This is a genomic window from Citrobacter sp. TBCS-15 (genome assembly GCF_005280815.1).
Taxonomy (GTDB): Bacteria; Pseudomonadota; Gammaproteobacteria; order Enterobacterales; family Enterobacteriaceae; genus Citrobacter; species Citrobacter werkmanii.
In genome coordinates this window covers 313823-338492 of the sequence record NZ_SZWK01000313.1, presented here as the reverse complement: position 1 = coordinate 338492, position 24670 = coordinate 313823, and the positions used below count along the sequence as shown (strand labels likewise).

Here is a 24670-nt window from a genome sequence, read left to right as displayed (position 1 = left end):
GTCTGGACATTGCCCAGACTCTTTTTTGTTTACAGCATGATGTATTACATCAGCGGCGTCGCTAACTGCACAATGCTGATCAGCGGTTGCGGATAGATACCCAATACCAGCACCAACAGAGCAGAAATCAGCACCACGATCCCGCCCGCGCTGTACTGCCAGTTAGACGGCGCATCGCGGTTCAGCTGTTGCGGTGCGCTCAGGTACAGGCTCACGGCAACACGCAGGTAGTAGTACAAACCAATTGCGGAACCGACCACCACGGCAGCAACCAGCCACCACAGGTTAGCCTGCACACCGACCGCCAGCACGTAGAACTTACCAATAAAGCCCAGCGTCATCGGGATACCCGCCAGAGACAGCATCATTACCGTCATCACTGCCGCGAGGATCGGACGATGCCAGAACAGACCACGGTAGGAGAACAGAGAATCGGCATCCGGGCCGCGGTACGGGCTGGACATCAGGCTGACCACACCGAACGCGCCGAGGCTGCTGAACAGATAACCGGCCAGGTAAACGCCAACCGCTTCCATCGACATTTCGCCACTCTGCAGGGCAATCAACGCCACCAACAGATAGCCGAGGTGAGAGATGGAGGAGTAACCGAGCAGACGCTTGATGTTGGTCTGGCTCAGCGCCATCAGGTTACCGAAGATGATGGAGGCAAAGGCAATCACACCCAGCACGGTACGTACCGCTTCGCTGTCGCCAACCGGTGCGTACAGGAACAGACGCATCACCACGCCGAAGATAGCGATTTTGCTCGCCGTCGCCAGGAAGGTGGAAACCGGAGCCGGAGCGCCCTGGTATACGTCTGGCGTCCACAGGTGGAACGGAACCAGCGAGAGTTTAAAGCCGAGGCCAACAATCATCAGACCGAAGCCCGCCAGCAGCAGCGGTTCGTGCAGCATGCCGTCGCCAAGGCTTTTACCGAGCGCAACAAACGACAGGTTGCCAGACTGCGCGTACACCAGCGCCATACCGAACAGCAGGAAGGAAGACGCTGCGGCAGACAGAATGGTGTATTTGATACTGGCTTCCAGCGAACGTTTCTGACGGAACGCATAGCCAACCAGACCAAACAGAGGCAGAGAAATAAGTTCGATACCGAGGAACAGCGCCGCCAGATGGTTAGCATTTGCCAGCAGAATACCGCCAAGCGCGGCAATCAACACCAGCAGGTAAAACTCTTCCCGGTTGTCGTCGTAGCCTTCCAGCCACGGGTAAGCAAAGGTACAGGTGGCAAGACTCGCCAGCAGCACCAGCCCGGTGTAGAGCATGGCGAAACCGTCAACCCGCATCAGCGGGGTGACGTCCATGGCGCCCGCCTGGCCAACAAACCAGAGCGAAACCAGCGCGGCGTTAAGCCCAATGACCGACAGCGTGGCATTGAGGAAGTGATTGCGTCGCCACGCAATGGAGAGCATCACAACCACCACCGTCAAGCCGACGATCAGCAGCGGTAGCAGCGCAATCAGGTGTTGTGGAGTTATTGTCATGGCGATTTACGGCCTTGTAGTAGTAACGGAATTAACAAACCACTGCTGGATGTTGCTCATCGCAGAATGCGAGGTATCCAGAATCGGCTGCGGATAGAAGCCAAGCAGTACCAGAAGCACGACCAGCAACAGGATGATAAACAGCTCACGCAGCGACATCCCTGGCAGTTCTACGCTGGCAATCTGGCTCTTCGCCTTACCAAAGTAAGCGCGATGCAGCATCGCCAGCGAGTATACAGAGGCAAACACCAGACCAAAGGTCGAGATCACGGTAATGACCGGAACCACCTGGTAGCTGCCGAACAGAATCATAAATTCGCCAACGAAGTTACCTGTACCCGGCATACCCAGCGTACATACTGCGAAGAACATGGACAGCGCAGGCAACCATTTCATTTTGCCCCACAGACCACCCATCATACGCATGTCACGCGTGTGCAGACGTTCGTACAGCTGACCACACAGGATGAACAGACCGGCTGCGGACAGACCGTGCGCGATCATCTGGATAACCGCGCCCTGGTAAGCCAGTTGGCTGCCGGTATAAATAGCAATCAGCACGAAGCCCATGTGGGATACGGAGGTGTAGGCAATCAGACGTTTGATGTCGTACTGATTAAAGGCCATCCACGCGCCGTAGAAGATACCGATTACGCCAAGCCACATGGCGATAGGCGCAAACTCCGCCGACGCGTTCGGGAACAGCGGCAGAGAGAAACGCAGCAGACCGTAGGCTGCGGTTTTCAGCAGGATCCCCGCCAGGTCAACGGAACCCGCGGTCGGTGCCTGGGAGTGCGCATCCGGCAACCAGCCGTGCAGCGGAACCACCGGCATTTTCACCGCGAAGGCGATGAAGAAGCCGAGCATCAGCAGATATTCCACGCCGTGGGACATCGGGGTATTCAGCAGATCTTCATAATTGAAGGTCCACACGCCGGTCGCTTTATAGTGCACAAACACCAGCGCCAGGATGGCAATCAACATCACCAGACCACTCGCCTGGGTGTAAATGAAGAACTTGGTTGCCGCCGTGATACGCGTTTTACCGTCAGAAGCTTTATGCCCCCACAGCGCGATCAGGAAGTACATCGGCACCAGCATCATTTCCCAGAAGAAGAAGAACAGGAACATGTCGATGGCCAGGAACACGCCGATCACGCCGCCTAAGATCCACATCAGGTTCAGGTGGAAGAAGCCCTGGTATTTTTCGATTTCATTCCAGGAGCAAAGGACCGCCAGAACACCGAGCAGACCGGTCAGCACTACCATTAGCAGCGACAAGCCGTCGATTGCTAAATGGATAGAGATGCCAAAACGTGGGATCCACGGCAGGACAAACTCAGACTGCCACTGCGGAATACCCGCGGATTGCGTCAGTGAATAGCCGCCCTGCAACCACAGTTGCAGGCCAAGCGCCAGCGTCAGTCCCATGGTAATCAGCGCGATCCAACGCGGCACCTTCACGCCAAAGCGTTCGGTCTGCCAGCACAGGAAGCCACCGATAAAGGGAATCAATATTAGCCAGGGTAGTAACATGGCGATTTTTATTCCTTTTTAAGGCCTCTGACAGAGGCCTGATTTTCAACGAATTTGGATAAAATTCACTTTACGATCAACGCAGTACCATCAACAGTGCCAGCACAACGACAGCGCCAATGCTCATTGATGCCACATACCAGCGCAGATAACCGTTCTCGCTTAACAGCAGGCCTTTACCTGCAAAGCGGGAAAGGACAGCCGGAATATTCATCATTGAGTTCAGCGGGTCGCGCTTCAGCAGCCAGGCAATGCCCAGGAACGGCTTAACGAACACTTTGTCGTACAGCCAGTCGAAGCCCCAGGCGTTATACCACCAGGTACCCAGCAGGCGGCCCGGCGCACTGTTGGCAATCGACGTAACAAGCGTACGTTTACCCAGCCACAGCCACGCTGCGATCAGGATGCCCGCAATCGCTACGATGCCGGAGGTAATTTCCAGCGTCATGACGCGACCATGCTCAAGTTCGGTCGTTGCAGGCAATACTCCCTGCAGCGGCGGCACAATCAGCGCGCCAACAAAGGTAGACAGGATCATCAGCACAATCAGCGGCAGATGATGGGTAATCCCCTTCCCGGCGTGAGCGTGAATTTGTTCTTTACCGTGGAACACGATGAAAATCATACGGAAGGTGTACAGCGAGGTCATAAACGCACCGACCAGACCTGCAACCATCAGATTAATATGACCGTTCGCCATCGCACCGGCCAGAATCTCATCCTTACTGAAGAAGCCCGCGGTAATCAACGGCAGAGCCGACAGCGCCGCGCCACCAATCAGGAAGCAGACATACACCAGCGGAATCGACTTACGCAGGCCGCCCATCTTGAAGATGTTCTGTTCGTGGTGGCAAGCCAGGATAACCGAGCCGGATGCCAGGAACAGCAGCGCTTTAAAGAAGGCGTGCGTCATCAGGTGGAAAATCGCCGCATCCCATGCCTGAACGCCAAGCGCCAGGAACATGTAGCCAATCTGGCTCATGGTGGAGTAAGCGAGAACGCGTTTGATGTCGGTCTGTACCAGCGCGGCAAAACCCGCCAGCACCAGCGTGATCGCACCGATAATCCCCACCAGATGCAGGATTTCCGGGGTCATCAGGAACAGACCATGGGTACGTGCAATCAGGTAGACACCAGCGGTAACCATCGTCGCGGCGTGGATCAGCGCGGAGACAGGCGTCGGGCCGGCCATCGCGTCAGCAAGCCAGGTCTGCAACGGCAGCTGCGCGGATTTACCCACCGCACCACCCAGCAGCATCAGGGTTGCCCACATCAGCATGTTATTACCCGCTTCAAAGTGCGCAGGCGCCAGTTCGACCATTTCGCGGAAGTTCAGCGTGCCCAGCTCGTTGTAGAGGATGAACAGCGCGAAGGCGAGGAACACATCACCGACACGGGTCACCACGAAGGCTTTCATTGCCGCAGCGCCATTCTTCGGATCGGTGTAATAGAAACCGATCAGCAGATAGGAGCACAGGCCCACGCCTTCCCAACCGAGGTACATCAGCAGCAGGTTATCCGCCAGTACCAGAACCACCATGCTGGCGATAAACAGGTTGGTGTAAGCGAAGAAACGAGAGTAGCCCTCTTCCCCACGCATATACCAGGAGGCGAACATATGGATCAGGAAACCGACGCCGGTCACCACGCTGAGCATAGTCAGCGACAGGCCGTCCAGCACCAGGTTGAAGCCGATGTTGAAGTCACCGACAGACATCCACGTCCACAGCGGCTGACTGTAGGCTTGTTGACCATTAGCAAAGAAGTCAACGCCAACAAACGCCGTCACCAGCGCAGCCAGGCCAATAGAGCCAACGCCCACGGTAGCGGACAGATTTTCTGACCAACGACCGCGAGAGAACGCCAGTAATACAAAGCCAATAAATGGCAGAATAATGGTTAAGGCAAGCATGTTCATCCACGCATCTCACTTACTGAATCGATGTTCAGGTTCTGGCGACGGCGATGAAGTTGCAGCAACAGTGCAAGTCCAATGCTCGCTTCCGCAGCCGCAAGGCTGATGGCGAGAATGTACATCACCTGACCATCGGTCTGGCCCCAGTAGCTTCCGGCGACCACAAAGGCCAACGCGGAGGCGTTAATCATGATTTCCAGCCCAATCAGCATAAACAGCAGATTGCGGCGGATAACCAGACCTGTTAAGCCCAGCACGAATAAGACAGCCGCGAGGATCAGTCCATGTTGTAAGGGGATCATGCGTGCTCCTCCGTTTTTCTTTTCGCACGGTCATCGGTGCGATTGCTCAGCACTTCACCTGAACGCTCTTCGCGACCCACGTGGAAGGCCACAACCAGGCCCGCCAGCAGCAGCATCGAAGCCAGTTCGACCGCCAGTACATACGGTCCGAACAGGGAAATACCGACCGCTTTCGCGCTAATTGGCGTACCGTCGATGCCCTGATCGTTAACGCCAAGAATGGCGTACACAATCACGACCAGCATGATGGCCGACAGAATCGCCGGACCAATCCACACCTGCGGTTTCAGCCACTGGCGTTCTTGTTCGATTTCAGAGCCACCGAGGTTGAGCATCATGACCACGAACACGAACAGCACCATGATGGCACCCGCGTAGACGATAATTTCCAGCGCACCGGCGAAATAAGCGCCTAACGAGAAGAACACCCCAGAAATCGCCAGCAGCGAAATAATCAGATACAGCAGCGCGTGTACCGGATTGGTGTGGGTGATCACCCGCAAGGTTGCGAGAATGGCTATCAGGCCACAGATATAAAAAGCGAACTCCATTGCCCCTCTCCTTACGGTAACAGGCTCTTGACGTCGATAGGCTTAGCTTCGTTCTCTGCTTCGCCCTTATCTTTGCCGTCGATTGCCATACCTGCCATCCGGTAGAAGTTATATTCCGGGTATTTGCCCGGACCGGAGATCAGCAGATCCTCTTTCTCGTAAACCAGGTCCTGGCGCTTGTACTCACCCAGCTCGAAATCTGGAGTCAGCTGAATAGCCGTTGTCGGACAGGCTTCTTCGCACAGGCCGCAGAAAATGCAGCGTGAGAAGTTAATGCGGAAAAACTCCGGATACCAGCGGCCGTCTTTGGTCTCTGCTTTTTGCAGAGAGATACAGCCTACCGGACATGCTACCGCGCACAGGTTACAGGCAACGCAGCGCTCTTCACCGTCCGGGTCGCGGGTCAGAACGATACGACCACGAAAACGGGGCGGGAGATAGACCGGCTCTTCCGGGTACATCTGCGTTTCACGTTTCGCGAACGCATGCAGGCCGATCATCCAGATACTGCGTACCTGGGTGCCGAAACCTACGAACAATTCTTTTAAGGTCATGGTCTTTGTGTCCCTTATTGCGCCTGCCACAGAATGACAGCCGCCGTTACCAACAAGTTGACGAGCGTCAGCGGCAGACAGACTTTCCAGCCGAAGGACATTACCTGGTCATAACGAGGACGCGGTAACGACGCACGAATCAAAATGAACATCATCATGAAGAACGCGGTTTTCAGCGCGAACCAGACGAATGGCGGTAAGAACGGGCCATGCCAGCCACCGAAGAACAAGGTAACCATCAGTGCAGAAATGGTGACGATACCGATGTACTCGCCCACGAAGAACAGACCGAATTTCATGCCGGAATATTCAATGTGGTAACCGTCGGCCAGTTCCTGCTCGGCTTCTGGCTGGTCAAACGGGTGACGGTGACATACCGCCACGCCCGCGATGGCAAAGGTGACAAAACCAAAGAACTGCGGAATAACGTTCCAGATATCAGCCTGGTTATTGACGATGTCGGTCATATTGAATGAACCGGCTTGCGCCACCACGCCCATCAGGGACAGCCCAAGGAACACTTCATAGCTCAGCGTCTGCGCAGAAGCACGCATCGCACCAAGCAGGGAGTATTTGTTGTTACTGGACCAGCCAGCGAACAGCACCGCGTATACCGCGAGGCCCGCCATCATCAGGAAGAACAGGATGCCGATGTTCAGGTCAGCAACGACCCAGTTTGGACTCACCGGCACGATGGCGAAAGCCAGCAGCAGCGAGGTAAAGGCGATCATCGGTGCCAGGGTAAAGATGACGCGATCCGAGAATTTCGGGATCCAGTCTTCTTTAAAGAACATCTTGATCATGTCCGCAACCAGCTGGAGCGAACCGCCCCAGCCAACACGGTTCGGTCCGTAACGGTTCTGGAACAGACCCAGCAGACGACGTTCGCCAAAGCTCATGAATGCCCCGCAGGTGACCACCACCAGCAGAATCACCACCGCTTTGAGAATGCTCAGCAGGATCTCAATCAGATCGGGTGTAATCCAACTCATTGTTGTGCCTCCTGCAGATCCTCAAGACGCGCGCCTGCCAGAACCGGCGCGATGCCAGGCATACCCATCGGTAAACCAACCTGCCCTGCCGTTAATCCTTCAGCGATTTCAACCGGCAGCGTGACCGTATTGCCATCGTAGCTGAAAGAAACACGGGTACCGGCATTAACACCCAACTTCGCGGCGTCTGCCGGGTTAAGTTTGATGTACGGCTGTGGCATACGGGTCTGGAAGACCGGCGCACGCTGAGACAATTCGTCACTACCAAACAGATGGTAGTACGGCGCGATACGCCACTGACCATCCTGAGCCTCGAAGCTCGCCGGAACGGTAGTGAAGTAATCCATACCATCCGCAGAAGCTTCGATCAGACGCACGCCCGGATCGCCATGACGCAGTTTCCCGCCCACTTCATCCTGGAACTTGTTCCACGCCTGTGGGGAGTTCCAGCCCGGAGCCCAGGCAAACGGAATTTGTGAACGCGGCGCAGACGGTTGGTTGTTCCCTTCCATCGAGAAGGCGAACATGGTGTCTTTATCCTGCGGCTGACGTGGTTCATGGACGCTAATGTTAGCGCGCATTGCGGTACGACCGCTGTAGCGGTGCGGCTCGCGCGCCAGTTTCTGTCCACGGATACGGAAGCTTGCATCCGGCGCGGCATCTTTAATACCAGCCAGTTGCGGCAACTTCTCAACAACCGCGTCGATAACGTGGTCGAGTTGCGTCCAGTCCACTTCCCGGCTCTGTACGGTGCTGTGCAGCGAGTGCAGCCAGCGCCAGCTTTCCAGCATCACGGTGTTGCTGTCATAGTAGGACGGGTCATAGACCTGGAAGAAGCGCTGCGCGCGGCCTTCGTTGTTAATCACCGTCCCATCGCTTTCGGCAAAGCTCGCGGCGGAAAGCACCAGATGGGCGTTTTCCATAATTGCCGTACGCTGATGGTCAACAACCAGTACCAACGGCGCTTTCGCCAGCGCGGCGTTCACACGCGTAGCTGAAGCATGGCGATGCAGGTCATTTTCCAGCACCACAACGGCGTCAGCACGACCTGTTTCCAGCTCGGTCAGCGCATCGTCAAGGGAACCACCGCCAATCATACCCAGGCCCATGCTGTTAACAGAGCGAGCAATCATGGTGATGCCGACGTCAGCGCCACGACCTTTCAGCGCCTTCGCCACGTTGGCAGCCGCCTGAATCACCTCGGCGCTACCGGCGTTGGTACCGGAAATAATCAGTGGTTTCTTCGCTCCGGCCAAGGCCTGAACGATAACGTCAATTTTGTTCTGCAGGTCACGATCGATACCGTCAACCGCCGGGGCGTTGTTATCCAGCGCGTGGGCGATAGCGAAACCTAAACGCGCCTGATCTTCAACCGGCGCACGGTAGGTCCATGCGGCGATATCATCCAGACGGGTGTTATCGACGTTGGTGACGAACAGCGGATGCTTGGCGCGCTGGCCGATGTTCAGGATGGCCGCAATCTGCCAGTCGGCCACTTTCTGCGCCGCCGCCATTTCGCGTGCTTTACCTTTCACCGCCTGACGCACTGCCAGCGCAACGCGCGCGCCGGTCTGGGTGACATCTTCGCCCAGCACCAGAACCGCATCGTAGGATTCGATTTCGCGCAGTGCCGGGGTATGAATACCGCCGTCACGCAGAACGCTCAGCGCCAGTTGCAGACGTTCCTGCTCACCCTGGGCGATACCGGTATAGAAGTTATCCGCCCCGACCAGTTCACGCAGTGCGAAGTTGCTTTCAACGCTGGCACGCGGGGAGCCGATACCAATCACTTTCTTCGACTGGCGCAAAATATCTGCCGCGCCCTGCATCGCCTGTTCGGCGTTGAGCGTGATCAGGTCATCGCCACGACGCTGTACCGGCTGACGCGGACGGTCTTTCAGGTTCACGTAACCATAGCCAAAACGACCACGGTCGCAGAGGAAGTAGTGGTTAACGGTACCGTTGTAACGGTTTTCGATACGACGCAGTTCACCATAGCGTTCGCCCGGGCTGGTGTTACAGCCAATGGAACACTGCTGGCAGATGCTCGGCGCAAACTGCATGTCCCACTTACGGTTGTAGCGCTCGGAGTGCGTTTTATCGGTGAACACGCCGGTCGGGCAAATCTCGACCAGGTTACCGGAGAATTCGCTTTCCAGCGTACCGTCTTCCGGGCGACCGAAGTAGACGTTGTCATGCGCGCCATACACGCCCAGATCCGCGCCATCGGCGTAATCTTTGTAGTAACGTACGCAGCGATAGCAGGCGATGCAGCGGTTCATTTCGTGAGAGATGAACGGCCCCAGGTCCTGGTTGCGGTGCGTACGCTTCGTGAAGCGATAGCGACGGAAGCTATGACCGGTCATGACGGTCATATCCTGCAGGTGGCAGTTACCGCCCTCTTCGCAGACCGGACAGTCGTGCGGGTGGTTAGTCATCAACCACTCCACAACGCTTTCGCGGAACTGTTTCGCTTCTTCGTCATCAATAGAAATAAAGGTGCCTTCGGTGGCTGGTGTCATACAAGACATCACCAGGCGACCACGCGTATCTTCCGCGTTTTGATATTGCTTCACCGCACACTGGCGGCAAGCACCGACGCTGCCCAGCGCCGGGTGCCAGCAAAAGTACGGAATATCAAGGCCAAGAGACAGACAAGCTTCCAGCAGGTTGTCCGCTCCGTTGACCTCATATTCTTTGCCGTCTACATGAATCGTAGCCATAGTCAGCATGCTTCCAGTTGGCTTAGTCAGGGACTAAGCGTTAATCGAATTACTTATCGCGATGCAGGGGTAACCTGCAATTACCAGCGCTCTTTCAGCAGGTTCGGCTGAATACCACCAATAGCGTGGGTATTGCTGAAGGTCTGCTTGATGCCAGCTTCGAATTCTTCGCGGAAATATTTAATGGCGCTCTGTAACGGCTCCACCGCGCCCGGTGCGTGTGCACAGAAGGTTTTACCCGGGCCGAGGAAACGACACAGTTGCTCAAGTGTCTCGATATCCCCAGGCTGGCCTTCGCCACGCTCCAGCGCACGCAGAATTTTCACGCTCCACGGCAGACCGTCACGGCACGGCGTACACCAGCCGCAGGACTCACGGGCGAAGAACTCTTCGAGGTTACGCACCAGCGGTACCATGCCAATCTCGTGATCGACAGCCATTGCCAGCGCGGTGCCCAGACGGCTGCCTGCTTTACCAATGCTTTCGAATTCCATCGGCAGATCGAGGTGTGCTTCGGTCAGGAAGTCAGTCCCCGCGCCGCCAGGCTGCCAGGCTTTGAACTTCAGACCATCGCGCATGCCGCCTGCGTAATCTTCGAGGATCTCACGCGCGGTAGTACCGAAAGGCAGTTCCCACAGGCCAGGGTTCTTCACGCGACCGGAGAAGCCCATCAGCTTGGTGCCCGCATCTTTGCTCTTCGAGATGTTCTGGTACCACTCCACGCCGTTGGCGAGGATGGCCGGTACGTTACACAGCGTTTCGACGTTGTTTACGCAGGTCGGCTTACCCCATGCGCCAGAGCTTGCCGGGAACGGCGGCTTGGAGCGCGGGTTAGCACGACGACCTTCGAGAGAGTTAATCAGCGCAGTTTCTTCACCGCAGATGTAACGCCCTGCCCCGGTGTGGACAAACAGTTCGAAATCGAAACCCGTGCCCATGATGTTTTTGCCAAGCAGACCGGCTTCGGTTGCTTCAGCGATCGCGCGGCGCAGATGCACAGCCGCCTCGATATATTCACCGCGCAGGAAGATGTAACCACGGTATGCTTTCAGCGCAAACGCGGAAATCAGCATGCCTTCCACCAGCAGGTGCGGCAGCTGTTCCATCAGCAGACGGTCTTTATAGGTACCCGGTTCCATTTCATCGGCGTTACACAGCAGGTAACGGATGTTCATGGATTCGTCTTTCGGCATCAGGCTCCACTTCAAGCCGGTAGAAAAGCCTGCGCCGCCGCGCCCTTTCAGGCCAGCGTCTTTTACCTGATTGACGATTTCGTCCGGCGACAAGCCGGTCAGGGCCTTACGCGCACCTTCGTAACCGTTTTTGCTACGGTACTCGTCCAGCCAGACCGGCTGTTTGTCATCACGCAGACGCCAGGTCAGCGGATGTGTTTCGGGAGTACGGATAATGTCTTTCATTTATACCGCTCCAGCAGTTCAGGAATGCCTTCCGGGGTCAGGTGAGCATGAGTGTCGTCATCGATCATCATGTTCGGCCCTTTATCACAGTTCCCCAGGCAGCAGGTCGGCAGCAGCGTAAAGCGACCATCAAAAGTCGTCTGCCCCGGCTTGATGTTGAGTTTTTTCTCCAGCGCAGCCTGGATCCCCTGATAACCATTGATATGGCACACCACGCTGTCGCAATAGCGGATCACGTGGCGACCTACCGGCTGGCGGAAGATCTGGCTGTAGAACGTGGCAACACCTTCTACGTCGCTCGCCGGGATACCCAGCACATCCGCGATCGCATAGATCGCGCCATCCGGCACCCAGCCACGCTGCTTCTGAACGATCTTCAGCGCTTCAATGGACGCCGCACGGGGGTCTTCGTAGTGGTGCTTCTCGTGCTCAATCGCTTCACGCTCAGCCGCACTCAGCTCAAAAGCCTCGGTTTGTGGTTGTTGATTCTCGTGCATAATTAGCGGTCCACATCTGACATAACAAAATCAATACTACCCAGATGGACGATAAGGTCGGACACCAGGCTGCCACGTACCGCTACCGGGATCTGCTGCAGGTGCGCATAGCTCGGGGTACGGATACGAGTACGATAACTCATGGTGCTGCCATCGCTGGTCAGGTAGTAACTGTTGATACCCTTGGTCGCTTCCACCATCTGGAAGGACTCGTTTGCCGGCATAACCGGTCCCCACGAAACCTGCAGGAAGTGGGTGATCAGGGTTTCGATATGTTGCAGCGTGCGCTCTTTCGGCGGCGGCGTCGTCAGCGGGTGATCCGCTTTGAACGGGCCTTCCGGCATGTTGTTGAGGCACTGCTCAAGGATGCGCAGACTCTGGCGCAGCTCTTCAACTTTCAGCATTACGCGGGTATAGCAGTCGGATACGCCGCCGCCAACCGGAACTTCAAAGTCAAAGTTTTCGTAGCCAGAGTATGGACGGGCTTTACGCACGTCGAAATCAATACCGGTCGCACGCAGCGCAGCACCGGTACAACCCCAGTCCAGCGCTTCTTTCTTGCCATAGGCGGCAACGCCCTGGGAACGACCTTTCAGGATGGTGTTACGCAGTGCGGCTTTCTCGTAGGAATCCAGACGTTTTGGCATCCAGTCGAGGAAGTCACGCAGCAGCTTGTCCCAACCGCGCGGCAGATCGTGTGCGACACCGCCGATACGGAACCAGGCCGGGTGCATACGGTAACCGGTGATCGCTTCCACCACGTCATAAATTTTCTGACGGTCGGTAAAGGCGAAGAAGACCGGCGTCATCGCGCCGACGTCCTGAATGAACGTGGAGATGTACAGCAGGTGGCTGTTGATACGGAACAGTTCAGACAGCATCACGCGAATCACGTTGACGCGATCCGGCGTGGTGATGCCCGCCAGTTTCTCAACCGCCAGTACGTAAGGCATTTCGTTGACGCAGCCGCCGAGGTATTCGATACGGTCAGTGTAAGGAATGTAGCTGTGCCAGGACTGACGTTCACCCATCTTTTCAGCGCCACGGTGGTGGTAGCCGATGTCAGGTACACAGTCGACGATTTCTTCGCCATCAAGCTGCAGCACAATACGGAACGCACCGTGAGAAGACGGGTGGTTAGGACCGAGGTTGAGGAACATAAAGTCCTCGTTTTCGGTGCTACGTTTCATGCCCCAGTCTTCGGGTTTGAAGGTCAGAGACTCCATCTCCAGATCCTGTTTGGCTTTGGTCAGCTCAAACGGATCGAATTCGGTCGCACGCGCCGGGTAGTCTTTACGCAGCGGGTGACCTTGCCAGGTATGCGGCATCAGCAGACGCGTCAGGTGCGGGTGACCTTCGATATCAATGCCAAACATTTCCCAGGTTTCACGCTCATACCAGTTGGCGTTCGGGAACAGTTTGGTAAACGTCGGTACACGCAGATCGTTTTCAGACAAAGCCACCTTGAGCATGATATCGCGATTGCGTTCAATGGAAATCAGGTGATAGAAAACGGAAAAATCCGCGGCAGGTAACCCTTCGCGGTGCGTACGCAGACGTTCGTCCATGCCGTGTAAGTCAAACAGCATGACGTAAGGTTTCGGCAGTTTCTTTAAGAAATCGCCAACTTCCAGTAATTGTTCACGCTTGACCCAAACAACGGGTACCCCGGTGCGAGTCGCCTGAACGGTAAAGGCATCCGGCCCAAAACGGTTGCGCAGTTCGCCAATGACTGGGTCATCAAGGTGATCCCGTGTTTGCCATACAGCGTCTTGCGCGGTTAAGTCGGTCATATTGTTCACCATTGCAAATGGTCCGTGGTAGTCGGCAGTGCTTCGCGCTATTTATGTAGTGATAAGCGAAGGAAGGGCTGCTGCCGACAGGCGCAAATTAAATCTCGTCTGGTGTACGAAGATTCGTTACAGCAATACGTTCGCCGCGTTTACGCTCGCGTTCTGACTGCATATTGGCGCGATAAACGCCCTGATCGCCAACCACCCAGGAGAGTGGACGGCGTTCTTTGCCAATGGAATCCTGCAGCAGCATCAGAGCCTGCATATACGCTTCCGGACGCGGCGGACATCCCGGGATGTACACATCAACCGGAATAAATTTATCAACGCCCTGCACCACAGAATAGATGTCGTACATACCGCCGGAGTTGGCGCATGCGCCCATGGAAATAACCCATTTTGGTTCCAGCATCTGATCGTAGAGGCGCTGAATAACAGGAGCCATTTTGGTAAAGCAGGTTCCAGCCACGACCATCAGGTCAGCCTGACGCGGCGAGGCACGCAGTACTTCCGCACCAAAACGGGCCACATCGTGCACGGCGGTAAACGAGGTCACCATCTCAACGTAGCAGCAGGAAAGGCCAAAGTTATATGGCCAAATTGAGTTTTTACGGCCCCAGTTAACCATGTCATGGAGCTTACCCATGAACACATTTTTATTAACTTCTTGCTCCAGGGGGTCGGTTACGATCTCCTGTTTTTGCAGGGGGTAACGGTCGTTCTCACCGTTAGGATCTATGCGGGTGAGCGTATAATCCATCTTAATGCCTCGCGGTTAGCGTTGACGATTAGCGATACTGTTCGTTTCCGGGTTCATACGCTCGCGGCGTGAACGCGCGGGCGTCCAGTCCAGCGCGCCAATACGCACCAGATAAACCAGACCAGCCAGTAACACAAAAATAAAAATTGCAGCTTCCACAAAGCCAATCCAACCGCTTTCACGGATAGATGTTGACCATGCGAACAGATACAGCGCTTCAACGTCGAAGATAACGAAGAACATGGCTACCAGATAAAACTTGGCAGACAGGCGCAAGCGGGCGGTGCCGACCGAGTCGATACCTGATTCAAACGGCACGTTTTTAGATCTCGCGCGCGCGCGACCACCTAAAAACCAGCCGCCGACGAGCATCAGGCAGCACAGGCCAATGGCGACAATAAGAAAGATAGCGAATGCCCAGTGATGAGCGATGATTTCAGTGGATGTTGACATACTCATTGCTTACTCATCAAAAGTAGCGCCAAATTCTCTGCTCTTTTCGGCAGATGAACGCCACATCGATTCATGGGGAGGAATAAAAAAAACCTTACAATCACTGTAGAAAACCATTTTATACAGCCAATTGATGGGGTTTTTTACTCCTTTCTATAACCTTTTGTCAACTTTAACAAAAGTTTCCTCACATTATTTTACACTGTTCCAACCTCATTAACATAAAGTGCTGTTTAGACCCATTTCGATCGCATCATCGGTCTTTTTTAATGTTGTTGAATCGTGTCCGTAGTGAAGTAAAAAAGATAATACACGTCTATTTTGACAGGAATTCACACTAATGCCTCCCCCTAAATGGGAGTATTTTCTTGATCTGTGACACGCTTTTGTTAATTCACCATAAAAAACAGCAACAATTTCTCTAGTTTTTTAACATGGAAACAATTAACACTTCTGCTGATTATTTTTCACCCTATTTGCAGGCTGTTTTTTTAGCCGCTGATTTTGTTAAGTTTTAGTATAGCAAATGACATAAACCAACGTTATTTGCATAAAAAAAGAGCCGCTGGATGTTTTTTCATCATTAGCGGCTCTTTTTTTACACTTACATTTTAAAACGTTTTTTGTGACGCGTTACTCGAAGTCCCCTTCAACAAGGAGCGAATCATCTCCCCCTTCGGGGGTAAACTGATTGTATTGCCAAGGATTTTGATAAGTCTGCATCGAGTTAAAGATAACCTGAGCTAAATCATTTTGCGTAGCCGGATCGCAGCACAACAGATACTCGGTATCAGGCAGTGGCGGTAATCCGTCCGCCGCGCCCAGTACGCGTAAATCAGGACTCATCATTTCAACGGGACGCGCAGTAACGCCCAGACCGGCTTTGACCGCAGCACGAACCGCAGGCAATGTTGAAGCAACATACGCTAAGCGCCACGGGATCTGTGCAGCATTCAGCGTTGCCAACACCATATCGCGGAACGGGCTCGGATCGTCCAGCAGAACCAACGGAACCGGCTCACCTTTTTGCAGGATATATTCAGCTGCACAATACCAGTGCGTCGGTGAAGTGCGCAGATTCAGGCATTCAAAATCGCCCGGACGGTTAGTCGTTACCACCAAATCCACTTCTTGCGACTTCAGCATATCCACCATATAGGCGTTGCGCTTGACCCTCACATCCAATGCAAGCTTCGGATAAACCGAACTTATACGGTTGAGCAGGAAAGGCAGTATAGTATCGGCAGATTCATCAGAAGCTCCGATAGTTAACACTCCCTGAAGATTGTTAAACATTAATGATGAGCATGCCTCATCATTAAAACGCAAGATTTTTCTGGCGTAACCCAACAGCTGTATACCATGTTCGGTCAGCAGTTTGTTGCGTCCATGGCGCGCGAACAACTCTTTCCCCACGAGTTGCTCAAGACGCTGCATTTGCTGACTCACCGCAGACTGAGTGCGACATACCGCAGCTGCCGCAGCCGCGAAGGTATTCAGGTCGGCAACAGCAACGAAGGTTCTCAGCAGATCGAGGTCGAGGTTAATTATCGGACGATTTGCATTTATCATAGTTTTTCACTTACTCGCGGGTCATACCGTGTTAATGCTGTGCATTCAGAATCAAACAACTCCATTTGTTATCTGCCTGCCTTCCTTGCAGTTTCGCTTAGTGTAACCAAGTGAAAATAAGGATGTATTTGGTTTAACAAACGAAACAATTCTCTTTCTACGCTATATAATAACCGTGACACTCATCGGAATATAGCAACGAGAAAGGGCCATATTTTTAGCTGCTGGATGATTCTGACTAATGGAAAACATGTAAATTTTGTAAATTTAAAAAAAGTTAACGAACAATAATTTACACATTAAAAACTAACTTTTCAGTATGTTAGGAACAACCAACAAACATTTGAATTATCGTAAAATTCTTACTACGCACCATTTCATGAGACTTATCTTAACCTAAAACCACTATATTTATAAGTGTTATCGCGAATAATTCGAGGCAACAAGGCGTTATGTCAGAACTGAGGTTTTCGTATTATTAGTCCATTCAAATTAATGCGATTTAAATATTAAATAATAATTAATTAAGAATCCCTCAATTCATTAATTATGCTTAACAATGAATTCACACCGTACCACGCGCGGATCAGGCCGATAACAGCCCTCGCAGATAAAACCTCAGTATTTTCGAATGACGTCATACAGCTTAAGTGTCGGTTACCTTTTGCTTTCCAGACTTAAGTTTTTTTGACCAGACAAACCACCACATCAAAACCGAATACATAAAATATAAAACTAATAAAATACATTTTATTAGTTTATTATCCTAATATTTTGGATGTATTTAGATATTAACAGTCAATTATAACTTCATGGATTTTCAAAATCTTCTACTAAAGACCCTTCAAAACTTACCGTCGTGGGAGTACATTGTGCTGGGCTGACTTCCATGGCAGGGAGTGGCATTCACAGCTAAAAAGGTCAACGTTCATGTCCCCCATTGAAAAATCCAGCAAATTAGAAAACGTCTGTTATGACATTCGCGGCCCGGTTCTGAAGGAAGCAAAGCGCCTGGAAGAAGAAGGCAATAAAGTTCTGAAACTGAACATCGGCAACCCGGCGCCATTCGGGTTTGAAGCGCCAGATGAAATTCTGGTTGATGTGATCCGCAATTTGCCAACAGCGCAAGGATATTGCGACTCAAAAGGTCTCTATTCAGCCCGTAAAGCGATCATGCAGCATTATCAGGCCCGTGGGATGCGCGATGTGACCGTGGAAGATATCTATATCGGCAATGGCGTTTCCGAATTGATTGTGCAAGCCATGCAGGCATTGCTGAACAGTGGGGACGAGATGCTCGTTCCGGCACCTGATTACCCGCTGTGGACGGCGGCGGTATCGCTCTCCGGCGGTAATGCCGTGCACTACCTGTGTGACGAATCATCTGACTGGTTCCCGGACCTGGACGACATTCGCGCAAAAATTACCCCGCGCACGCGTGGGATCGTCATCATTAACCCCAACAACCCAACCGGCGCTGTTTACTCCAAAGAGCTGCTGATGGAGATTGTTGAAATTGCTCGCCAGAACAATCTCATCATTTTTGCGGACGAGATTTACGACAAAATTCTCTACGATGACGCTGAACACCACTCGATCGCCGCAATGGCGCCGGACCTGCTGACTATTACCTTCAACGGCCTGTCAAAAACCTATCGCGTTGCCGGTTTCCGTCAGGGCTGGATGGTGCTGAACGGGCCGAAGAAACATGCCAAGGGGTACATCGAAGGTCTTGAGATGCTGGCCTCTATGCGCTTATGTGCTAACGTTCCGGCGCAACATGCGATTCAGACCGCGCTGGGCGGATACCAGAGCATCAGTGAATTTATCATGCCTGGCGGGCGCCTGTATGAACAACGCAACCGCGCCTGGGAGTTACTCAATGATATTCCCGGCGTCTCCTGCGTGAAACCACGCGGCGCGCTGTATATGTTCCCGAAAATCGACGCTAAACGCTTCAACATTCATGACGACCAGAAAATGGTGCTCGACTTCCTGTTGCAGGAAAAAGTGCTGCTGGTTCAGGGGACGGCGTTCAACTGGCCGTGGCCGGATCATTTCCGCATCGTCACGCTCCCGCGCATTGACGATATCGAAATGTCGCTGAGTAAATTTGAGCGCTTCCTGTCAGGGTATCACCAGCTGTAATAAAACACGGGCTGTTGGATCAGTATGACGAGTATTTGCATCTGACAGCCTTCTCTGCGCACAATGACTCTTAGGTTGCCATCATATAAGGGTCGTTATGAAGCAGAGCCATTTTTTTGCCCACCTCTCCCGTCTGAAGCTCATTAACCGCTGGCCGCTGATGCGCAACGTGCGCACCGAAAATGTGTCCGAGCATAGTTTGCAAGTTGCCATGGTCGCTCATGCGCTGGCCGCGATCAAAAACCGTAAATTTGGTGGTCAGCTTAATGCAGAGCGCATTGCCCTGTTGGCAATGTACCATGACGCTTCAGAGGTGCTGACCGGTGACCTCCCTACCCCGGTAAAATACTTCAACTCACAAATAGCCCAGGAATATAAAGCGATAGAGAAAATTGCCCAGCAAAAGCTGGTCGATATGGTGCCCGACGAGCTGCGCGATATTTTTGCTCCGCTGATTGATGAACATGCTTACAGCGAAGAAGAGAAATCTATCGTCAAACAAGCCGATGCGCTGTGCGCCTATCTGAAGTGTCTGGAGGAACTTTCGGCGGGCAATAATGAGTTCCTATTGGCGAAAACGCGGCTGGAAAAAACGCTGGAGTCGCGGCGCAGCGAAGAGATGGACTATTTTATGGAGGTGTTTGTCCCGAGCTTTCACCTCTCATTAGATGAGATCAGCCAGGATTCACCGCTTTAAACGATTTTGCCGGATGGCGACGTCAACGTCTTATCCGGCACATAAAAATCAAAACGGGAACAGCATCGGGATCATCACCACGCACACCGCCATCACGATCACCGTAAACGGCACGCCAATTTTCACGAAATCGCTAAAGCTATAGTTACCCGGTCCCAGCACCAGCGTGTTTACCGGCGAAGAGACCGGTGTCATAAAGGCTGCGGATGCCGCCATTGCAATCACCATCGCAAAAGGATACGGCGAAACCCCCATCGACTTTGCCGCCGCCAGGGCGATTGGCGCCATGAGTACCGCCGTTGCAGTGTTAGAGATAAATAACCCAATGCTCGCGCACAGGACGAACAGGCAGCCCAGCATCATGTACGGGCCATACCCGCCGCCGACGTCCATCAGTCCTTTTACCACCAGATCGACACCGCCAGTTTTTTGTAGTGCCAATGCGAAGGGCATCATCCCGACGATCAAAATAATGCTTGGCCAGTGAATCGCTTTATAGGCGCTTTCGGCATCGATACAGCGGAATTTCCCCATCAGCAGGCAGGCGATAATTGCGGCAACCGTATTAGGAATTTCATCGGTGAGCATCAGGGCGACCATCAGCACCAGGCAGAAAATGGCATGCGGCGCCTGGCTGTGCGCCGGGGAAGCTTCACTGACCTCAGCTGGCATGTTCAACACCACGAAGTCGCGCCCTTTTTGTCCCAGCAGTGTGATGAGCTTCCAGTTACCCACCACCAGAATGATATCCCCCATCAGCAACGGTTCATCCACCACCGCGCCTGCCAGCGCCGTACCATCGCGTTTCAGGCCGACCACATTCAGACCGTAACGCGTACGAAAGGCTATCTCCCGTACCGTTTTGCCAATCAGTTCCGATTCTGGGATCAGTGAGATCTCGGCCATGCCCACATCCAACGCCTGCTCGGAGAAGTATTCCCCGCGCAGCACCATCGGCTCCAGCAGTTGCTCACTGCAAAATTCTCGCAGATCGACATCCGCTGCAGACATATCAATCAGCAGCACGTCACGGGCGCGAAACTCAGAAACCCCGTTAACGTCAACAATCACGCGACGAAAGCGCCGCCAGCGCTCCACGCCAATCACGTTTGCTCCGTAACGCTCACGCAGTTTCAGGTCGTCCAGACGCTGGCCAATCATCGGTGAACCAGGGCGAATAGCCAGACGGCGGGCACGCCCTGTAAGGCGATACTCTTTGATTAAATCGCGAAAAGTCCGGCGTTTCCAACCGTCTCCTGGCTGCCCGGAGTCTTCGCCCTTCAGCATAAAGCGCATCAGCAGCATATAAATTATGCCAAGCACCAGAACCACCAGCCCCAGCGGAGTGACGCTAAAAAAGCTGAAACCGTTAAGTCCTTCGCGTAGCAACTCACTGTTGACGACCAGGTTTGGCGGTGTCGCCACCAGCGTCATCATGCCGCTTATCAATCCGGCAAAGCTCAGCGGCATCATCAGACGTGAGGGAGAAATTTGCATGCGCATGGAAACGCTTAAGACAACCGGTATAAAGATAGCAACCACGCCGGTCGAACTCATAAACGCACCGAGCCCGGCCACGGTTATCATCAGCAACACCAGCATTTTGACTTCACTGCTGCCGGCGACCTTCACCAGCCAGGCCCCCATCACCGTCGCCACCCCGGTACGCACCAGACCGTCGCCGATAATAAATAAAGCCGCGATCAAAATAACGTTAGGATCGCTGAACCCGGAAAAAGCTTCTGTGATGCTCAATGTTCCACTCAGAACAAAGGCAATAATGACCAGCAAAGCGATCGCGTCCATACGCACTCTGCCAGTTGCAAACAAGACGACGGCAATCGCCAGCAATGAGAGAACCCATATCAATTCACCGTTCACAACATATCCTTGTTAAATGAGATGGATGGACCGATTCTGCCATAAAAAAGCCCCAACAATCTGGGGCTAAATCATGATCAGGTATTTCTTACAACGACCACATTTCCGTTGGGCTGTTTGGTCACAGAAATCTGTTCCAGACTGGTCAGCGAAAAATCGACCTCATCCAGACGCGGCGTGTCCGCTGGCGCATTTACCGCTATTACATGGCACCCTGCCGCCAGTCCCGAGAGCACCCCTGCGGGCGCATCCTCGACTACCGCGCATTCCTGTGGCGCCAGGCCCAGTAACTGAGCGCCTAACAGATAGGCGTCAGGCTCTGGTTTACCTCTTTTTACCCGTTCGGCAGTGACAAACACCTCAGGAGCAGGAAGTCCTGCGACACGATGGCGCGCCCGTGCGACCGGCATTGATCCTGAAGTCACAATCGCCCATGGAATGCCCGCTTTGTTGAGATGGTTGAGCAAGTCAACCGCCCCTGGCAGCGCGGTGATCCCCGCGGTTTCCGTCGCTTCGATCTGCTCCAGGCGGGTGAACTCCGCAGCGATCTCCGCCTCGGACTTGCCCACCATAAAGTGTCGCAGGGAGGTAATGGCCTGCTTACCATGAATAAAGCCGAGCACCTCGGCGTGATCGAGGCCAAAACGATCGGCCCAGTTGCACCACGCGCGTTCTACTGCGGGTAAGGAATCGACCAGCGTTCCATCCAGATCAAACAGAAAACCTTTGCACTGCACGCTCGCCCCCTCAGGCATTAATGATTTGGTTAATTTCATTCGCGCTCAGGTGATACTGGCGCGGGCAAGAGTGCCAGATATTCAGCATACGCTGATATTTTTCCCACATCGGGGTCTGGGCGTTGAAACCATGCGTACCCGCATCGAAGTGGGTATAACGCCCTTCCACATTGACCATAAAACGAACGTACCCGAGGAAACGGGCTTCCGTTGCGGCGTCAAAACCGAGGAAGGTCACGCGGCGCTCATCAATAGACTGCGCGTCTTTTAGATTGGTCCAGGAGACATGTAATGCGTGATACATCTCCATAATATCGATAATCGTACGACAGGTTTCTTCCGTCAGCTCACCAAACTCACGATCCAACTCACGCATCTGCAAGCCGTAACCGCGTTCAATAATCGTCTGCAAACGACGATAACGCTCGGCGTTAGTGGGATCGAGCATAGTCATCATTTTGTACTGGTTAGACAAAATCAGACGTTGAGCGTTGGTCATTTCCATTTGGGACTCCTGTATCACTGCTACTACGATGAAAAAAAGAAGGCATCTTGTGCCTTCTTTTATATGCGTAATCAGGGGTCAATTACAAATCATCGAGGAAAGTTTTATCCAGTTGTTTGAAGGCGCGCTTAAGCGTGTCAGCCAGCGCCTGATAATCAGGCTTTCCTTCTACCGGAGCGAGCGCCTGTCCGGCCTCTTGCAATTTACCCCGAACTTCGTAGAACCAGTTGAGTATTGAAGGCGGCAGCGGTGTGACGGAACGCTTACCCAGCCACCACATGCCCTGCATCGGCAGGCTGAGTGCAAACAGCGCTGTCGCCACGGCCGGTCCCAACTGCCCGCCTAAAGCAATTTGCCAGCATAAGGTGAAAACAGCGATGGGCGGCATAAAACGGATTGCGTAACGCGTCATGCGGATCACGCGGTTCTCAACAAACACGGGCGCGAGGCGCTTTTCCATCGGCCACGTCTTCGCATAGTGCTGCCCCCGGCGAAACAAACTAAAAAAATTGACGGAACGATTATCCGGTGTCGACATGGCGGTTACCTCAACTTCACATATAAAAATTAAAAAATTTGTGCAAAACAACAACTACAAGGGACATCGTTCAAAACATTTTGTCTTTGATACCCACATTCAGGTATCCTGTGCCGGCCTGTAAGGCCTTTAGTCCAAAATCATTGAGTCGTCAAATTGGCATACAGTATGCCACTGGCTGAAAAATACGCAAAATGACATAGACTCAAAGGTATTTATTCCATCGTGCCCAAAAAGACTCTGGCGCATGATGTTAATCATAAACGTCGGTGTCATCATGCGCTACGCTCTATGACTCCCTGACGTTTTTTTAGCCACGTATCATAAATAGGTACTTCCATGTCGAGTAAGTTAGTACTGGTTCTGAACTGCGGTAGCTCCTCACTGAAATTTGCCATCATCGATGCAGTAAACGGTGAAGAATACCTCTCTGGTTTAGCCGAATGTTTCCATCTCCCAGAAGCACGCATCAAGTGGAAAATGGACGGCGGTAAACAAGAAGCGGCTTTAGGTGCAGGCGCCGCTCACAGTGAAGCGCTGAACTTTATCGTTAACACTATTCTGGCACAAAAACCAGAATTGTCTGCGCAATTGACCGCTATCGGTCACCGTATCGTACACGGCGGCGAGAAGTATACCAGCTCTGTGGTTATCGATGATTCTGTTATCCAGGGCATCAAAGATTCTGCCTCTTTCGCACCGCTGCATAACCCTGCTCACCTGATCGGTATCGCAGAAGCGCTGAAATCCTTCCCAAGCCTGAAAGACAAAAACGTGGCTGTATTCGACACCGCGTTCCATCAGACTATGCCGGAAGAGTCTTACCTCTATGCTCTGCCGTACAGCCTGTACAAAGAACACGGCGTTCGTCGTTACGGCGCGCACGGTACCAGCCACTTCTTTGTTACTCAGGAAGCGGCAAAAATGCTGAACAAACCGGTTGATGAACTGAACATCATCACTTGCCACCTGGGCAACGGCGGTTCTGTATCTGCTATCCGTAACGGTAAATGTGTTGATACCTCCATGGGTCTGACCCCACTGGAAGGTCTGGTGATGGGTACGCGTTCCGGTGACATCGACCCGGCGATCATCTTCCACCTGCACGACACCCTGGGCATGAGCGTTGACCAGATCAACAAAATGCTGACCAAAGAGTCCGGCCTGCTGGGTCTGACCGAAGTCACCAGCGACTGCCGTTATGTTGAAGATAACTACGCAACCAAAGAAGACGCTAAACGTGCAATGGACGTTTACTGCCACCGTCTGGCGAAGTACATCGGTTCTTACACTGCGCTGATGGATGGTCGTCTGGATGCGGTTGTCTTCACCGGTGGTATCGGTGAAAACGCAGCGATGGTTCGTGAACTGTCTCTGGGCAAACTGGGCGTTCTGGGCTTTGAAGTTGACCACGAACGTAACCTGGCCGCACGTTTCGGCAAATCTGGTTTCATCAACAAAGAAGGTACCCGTCCTGCGGTGGTTATCCCAACCAACGAAGAACTGGTTATCGCGCAAGACGCGAGCCGTCTGACTGCCTGATTTCACACCGCCAGCCTAGCTGGCGGTGCTGTTTTGTAACCCGCCTGAAATGGG

21 protein-coding genes are annotated in these 24670 nt (G+C 53.3%); 3 read left to right on the top strand and 18 right to left on the bottom strand.

What is annotated here, in order from left to right; translation table 11 throughout:
* Nucleotides 1-44 precede the first annotated feature (44 nt).
* The 14 genes from nuoN to lrhA all read right to left on the bottom strand — a co-directional run bounded on the left by nuoN (nt 45) and on the right by lrhA (nt 16568).
* Nucleotides 45-1502 carry an NADH-quinone oxidoreductase subunit NuoN gene (gene nuoN / locus FDW96_RS24505; RefSeq protein ID WP_042307100.1) on the bottom strand — a complete coding sequence of 486 codons (1458 nt, stop codon included), beginning with the start codon at nt 1500-1502 and terminating at the stop codon, nt 45-47.
* A 6-nt stretch (nt 1503-1508) separates the two neighbouring features.
* Nucleotides 1509-3038 (bottom strand): NADH-quinone oxidoreductase subunit M, encoded by a 1530-nt coding sequence (gene nuoM, locus FDW96_RS24500; RefSeq protein ID WP_061382114.1) that lies wholly within the window; start codon nt 3036-3038, stop codon nt 1509-1511.
* A 76-nt stretch (nt 3039-3114) separates the two neighbouring features.
* Nucleotides 3115-4956, bottom strand: a complete 1842-nt coding sequence (gene nuoL, locus FDW96_RS24495; RefSeq protein ID WP_042307099.1) for an NADH-quinone oxidoreductase subunit L — start codon at nt 4954-4956, stop codon at nt 3115-3117.
* Nucleotides 4953-5255 carry an NADH-quinone oxidoreductase subunit NuoK gene (gene nuoK, locus FDW96_RS24490; RefSeq protein ID WP_006683663.1) on the bottom strand — a complete coding sequence of 101 codons (303 nt, stop codon included), beginning with the start codon at nt 5253-5255 and terminating at the stop codon, nt 4953-4955. The genes nuoL and nuoK overlap by 4 nt, the downstream gene beginning before the upstream one ends.
* Nucleotides 5252-5806 carry an NADH-quinone oxidoreductase subunit J gene (gene nuoJ / locus FDW96_RS24485; RefSeq protein ID WP_003028059.1) on the bottom strand — a complete coding sequence of 185 codons (555 nt, stop codon included), beginning with the start codon at nt 5804-5806 and terminating at the stop codon, nt 5252-5254. The genes nuoK and nuoJ overlap by 4 nt, the downstream gene beginning before the upstream one ends.
* An 11-nt stretch (nt 5807-5817) precedes the next feature.
* Nucleotides 5818-6360: an NADH-quinone oxidoreductase subunit NuoI gene (gene nuoI / locus FDW96_RS24480; protein WP_003028062.1), complete on the bottom strand. Its 543-nt coding sequence runs from the start codon at nt 6358-6360 to the stop codon at nt 5818-5820.
* A 14-nt stretch (nt 6361-6374) separates the two neighbouring features.
* A complete protein-coding gene (gene nuoH, locus FDW96_RS24475) occupies nt 6375-7352 on the bottom strand; it encodes an NADH-quinone oxidoreductase subunit NuoH (protein ID WP_003028063.1) in 978 nt (325 codons plus the stop codon).
* Entirely contained in the window at nt 7349-10075 is a 2727-nt protein-coding gene (nuoG, locus tag FDW96_RS24470) for an NADH-quinone oxidoreductase subunit NuoG (protein WP_042307216.1), read from the bottom strand. Before nuoG ends, nuoH begins: the two co-directional genes overlap by 4 nt.
* A gap of 80 nt (nt 10076-10155) precedes the next feature.
* Nucleotides 10156-11493 carry an NADH-quinone oxidoreductase subunit NuoF gene (nuoF, locus tag FDW96_RS24465; protein ID WP_003839356.1) on the bottom strand — a complete coding sequence of 446 codons (1338 nt, stop codon included), beginning with the start codon at nt 11491-11493 and terminating at the stop codon, nt 10156-10158.
* Nucleotides 11490-11990 (bottom strand): NADH-quinone oxidoreductase subunit NuoE, encoded by a 501-nt coding sequence (nuoE, locus tag FDW96_RS24460; protein WP_006683660.1) that lies wholly within the window; start codon nt 11988-11990, stop codon nt 11490-11492. The genes nuoF and nuoE overlap by 4 nt, the downstream gene beginning before the upstream one ends.
* Nucleotides 11991-11992: 2 nt before the next feature.
* Nucleotides 11993-13795 (bottom strand): NADH-quinone oxidoreductase subunit C/D, encoded by a 1803-nt coding sequence (nuoC, locus tag FDW96_RS24455; protein ID WP_072276965.1) that lies wholly within the window; start codon nt 13793-13795, stop codon nt 11993-11995.
* Between the two features lie 85 nt (nt 13796-13880).
* On the bottom strand, nt 13881-14543 hold the full coding sequence (nuoB, locus tag FDW96_RS24450; RefSeq protein WP_003028075.1) for an NADH-quinone oxidoreductase subunit NuoB: 663 nt from the start codon (nt 14541-14543) through the stop codon (nt 13881-13883).
* A 15-nt stretch (nt 14544-14558) separates the two neighbouring features.
* Nucleotides 14559-15002 (bottom strand): NADH-quinone oxidoreductase subunit NuoA, encoded by a 444-nt coding sequence (gene nuoA, locus FDW96_RS24445; RefSeq protein WP_003028077.1) that lies wholly within the window; start codon nt 15000-15002, stop codon nt 14559-14561.
* 627 nt (nt 15003-15629) lie between these two features.
* Nucleotides 15630-16568: a transcriptional regulator LrhA gene (lrhA, locus tag FDW96_RS24440; RefSeq protein ID WP_042307095.1), complete on the bottom strand. Its 939-nt coding sequence runs from the start codon at nt 16566-16568 to the stop codon at nt 15630-15632.
* Between the two features lie 930 nt (nt 16569-17498).
* On the opposite strand from lrhA, the gene alaA reads away from it, so the two are divergent.
* Nucleotides 17499-18716, top strand: a complete 1218-nt coding sequence (gene alaA, locus FDW96_RS24435) for an alanine transaminase AlaA (RefSeq protein WP_005129483.1) — start codon at nt 17499-17501, stop codon at nt 18714-18716.
* A 97-nt stretch (nt 18717-18813) separates the two neighbouring features.
* Nucleotides 18814-19413 carry a 5'-deoxynucleotidase gene (gene yfbR, locus FDW96_RS24430; RefSeq protein WP_042307093.1) on the top strand — a complete coding sequence of 200 codons (600 nt, stop codon included), beginning with the start codon at nt 18814-18816 and terminating at the stop codon, nt 19411-19413.
* Between the two features lie 48 nt (nt 19414-19461).
* On the opposite strand, the gene FDW96_RS24425 is transcribed toward yfbR, so the two are convergent.
* The 4 genes from FDW96_RS24425 to yfbV all read right to left on the bottom strand — a co-directional run bounded on the left by FDW96_RS24425 (nt 19462) and on the right by yfbV (nt 23074).
* Complete coding sequence (locus FDW96_RS24425; protein ID WP_038642308.1) at nt 19462-21294, bottom strand: SLC13 family permease; 1833 nt, start codon at nt 21292-21294, stop codon at nt 19462-19464.
* Nucleotides 21295-21371: 77 nt separating this feature from the next.
* Complete coding sequence (locus FDW96_RS24420) at nt 21372-22049, bottom strand: sugar phosphatase (RefSeq protein WP_094301032.1); 678 nt, start codon at nt 22047-22049, stop codon at nt 21372-21374.
* Nucleotides 22042-22536 (bottom strand): YfbU family protein, encoded by a 495-nt coding sequence (locus FDW96_RS24415; RefSeq protein WP_137366470.1) that lies wholly within the window; start codon nt 22534-22536, stop codon nt 22042-22044. The genes FDW96_RS24420 and FDW96_RS24415 overlap by 8 nt, the downstream gene beginning before the upstream one ends.
* Nucleotides 22537-22618: 82 nt before the next feature.
* Nucleotides 22619-23074 carry a terminus macrodomain insulation protein YfbV gene (gene yfbV, locus FDW96_RS24410; RefSeq protein ID WP_038642312.1) on the bottom strand — a complete coding sequence of 152 codons (456 nt, stop codon included), beginning with the start codon at nt 23072-23074 and terminating at the stop codon, nt 22619-22621.
* Nucleotides 23075-23413: 339 nt separating this feature from the next.
* On the opposite strand from yfbV, the gene ackA reads away from it, so the two are divergent.
* Nucleotides 23414-24616 carry an acetate kinase gene (ackA, locus tag FDW96_RS24405; RefSeq protein WP_042307090.1) on the top strand — a complete coding sequence of 401 codons (1203 nt, stop codon included), beginning with the start codon at nt 23414-23416 and terminating at the stop codon, nt 24614-24616.
* The last annotated feature ends 54 nt before the right edge of the window (nt 24617-24670 follow it).

Bases quoted from the DNA above. Each gene is read 5' to 3' on its own strand.
- yfbV (WP_038642312.1), bottom strand. From the start codon at position 23,074: ATGTCGACACCGGATAATCGTTCCGTCAATTTTTTTAGTTTGTTTCGC.
- nuoA (WP_003028077.1), bottom strand. From the start codon at position 15,002: ATGAGTATGTCAACATCCACTGAAATCATCGCTCATCACTGGGCATTC.
- nuoH (WP_003028063.1), bottom strand. From the start codon at position 7,352: ATGAGTTGGATTACACCCGATCTGATTGAGATCCTGCTGAGCATTCTC.
- nuoL (WP_042307099.1), bottom strand. From the start codon at position 4,956: ATGAACATGCTTGCCTTAACCATTATTCTGCCATTTATTGGCTTTGTA.
- nuoJ (WP_003028059.1), bottom strand. From the start codon at position 5,806: ATGGAGTTCGCTTTTTATATCTGTGGCCTGATAGCCATTCTCGCAACC.
- ackA (WP_042307090.1), top strand. From the start codon at position 23,414: ATGTCGAGTAAGTTAGTACTGGTTCTGAACTGCGGTAGCTCCTCACTG.
- nuoF (WP_003839356.1), bottom strand. From the start codon at position 11,493: ATGAAAGACATTATCCGTACTCCCGAAACACATCCGCTGACCTGGCGT.
- nuoK (WP_006683663.1), bottom strand. From the start codon at position 5,255: ATGATCCCCTTACAACATGGACTGATCCTCGCGGCTGTCTTATTCGTG.
- nuoC (WP_072276965.1), bottom strand. From the start codon at position 13,795: ATGGTGAACAATATGACCGACTTAACCGCGCAAGACGCTGTATGGCAA.
- nuoE (WP_006683660.1), bottom strand. From the start codon at position 11,990: ATGCACGAGAATCAACAACCACAAACCGAGGCTTTTGAGCTGAGTGCG.
- alaA (WP_005129483.1), top strand. From the start codon at position 17,499: ATGTCCCCCATTGAAAAATCCAGCAAATTAGAAAACGTCTGTTATGAC.
- nuoN (WP_042307100.1), bottom strand. From the start codon at position 1,502: ATGACAATAACTCCACAACACCTGATTGCGCTGCTACCGCTGCTGATC.
- yfbR (WP_042307093.1), top strand. From the start codon at position 18,814: ATGAAGCAGAGCCATTTTTTTGCCCACCTCTCCCGTCTGAAGCTCATT.
- FDW96_RS24415 (WP_137366470.1), bottom strand. From the start codon at position 22,536: ATGGAAATGACCAACGCTCAACGTCTGATTTTGTCTAACCAGTACAAA.
- nuoM (WP_061382114.1), bottom strand. From the start codon at position 3,038: ATGTTACTACCCTGGCTAATATTGATTCCCTTTATCGGTGGCTTCCTG.
- nuoB (WP_003028075.1), bottom strand. From the start codon at position 14,543: ATGGATTATACGCTCACCCGCATAGATCCTAACGGTGAGAACGACCGT.
- nuoG (WP_042307216.1), bottom strand. From the start codon at position 10,075: ATGGCTACGATTCATGTAGACGGCAAAGAATATGAGGTCAACGGAGCG.
- FDW96_RS24420 (WP_094301032.1), bottom strand. From the start codon at position 22,049: ATGCCTGAGGGGGCGAGCGTGCAGTGCAAAGGTTTTCTGTTTGATCTG.
- lrhA (WP_042307095.1), bottom strand. From the start codon at position 16,568: ATGATAAATGCAAATCGTCCGATAATTAACCTCGACCTCGATCTGCTG.
- nuoI (WP_003028062.1), bottom strand. From the start codon at position 6,360: ATGACCTTAAAAGAATTGTTCGTAGGTTTCGGCACCCAGGTACGCAGT.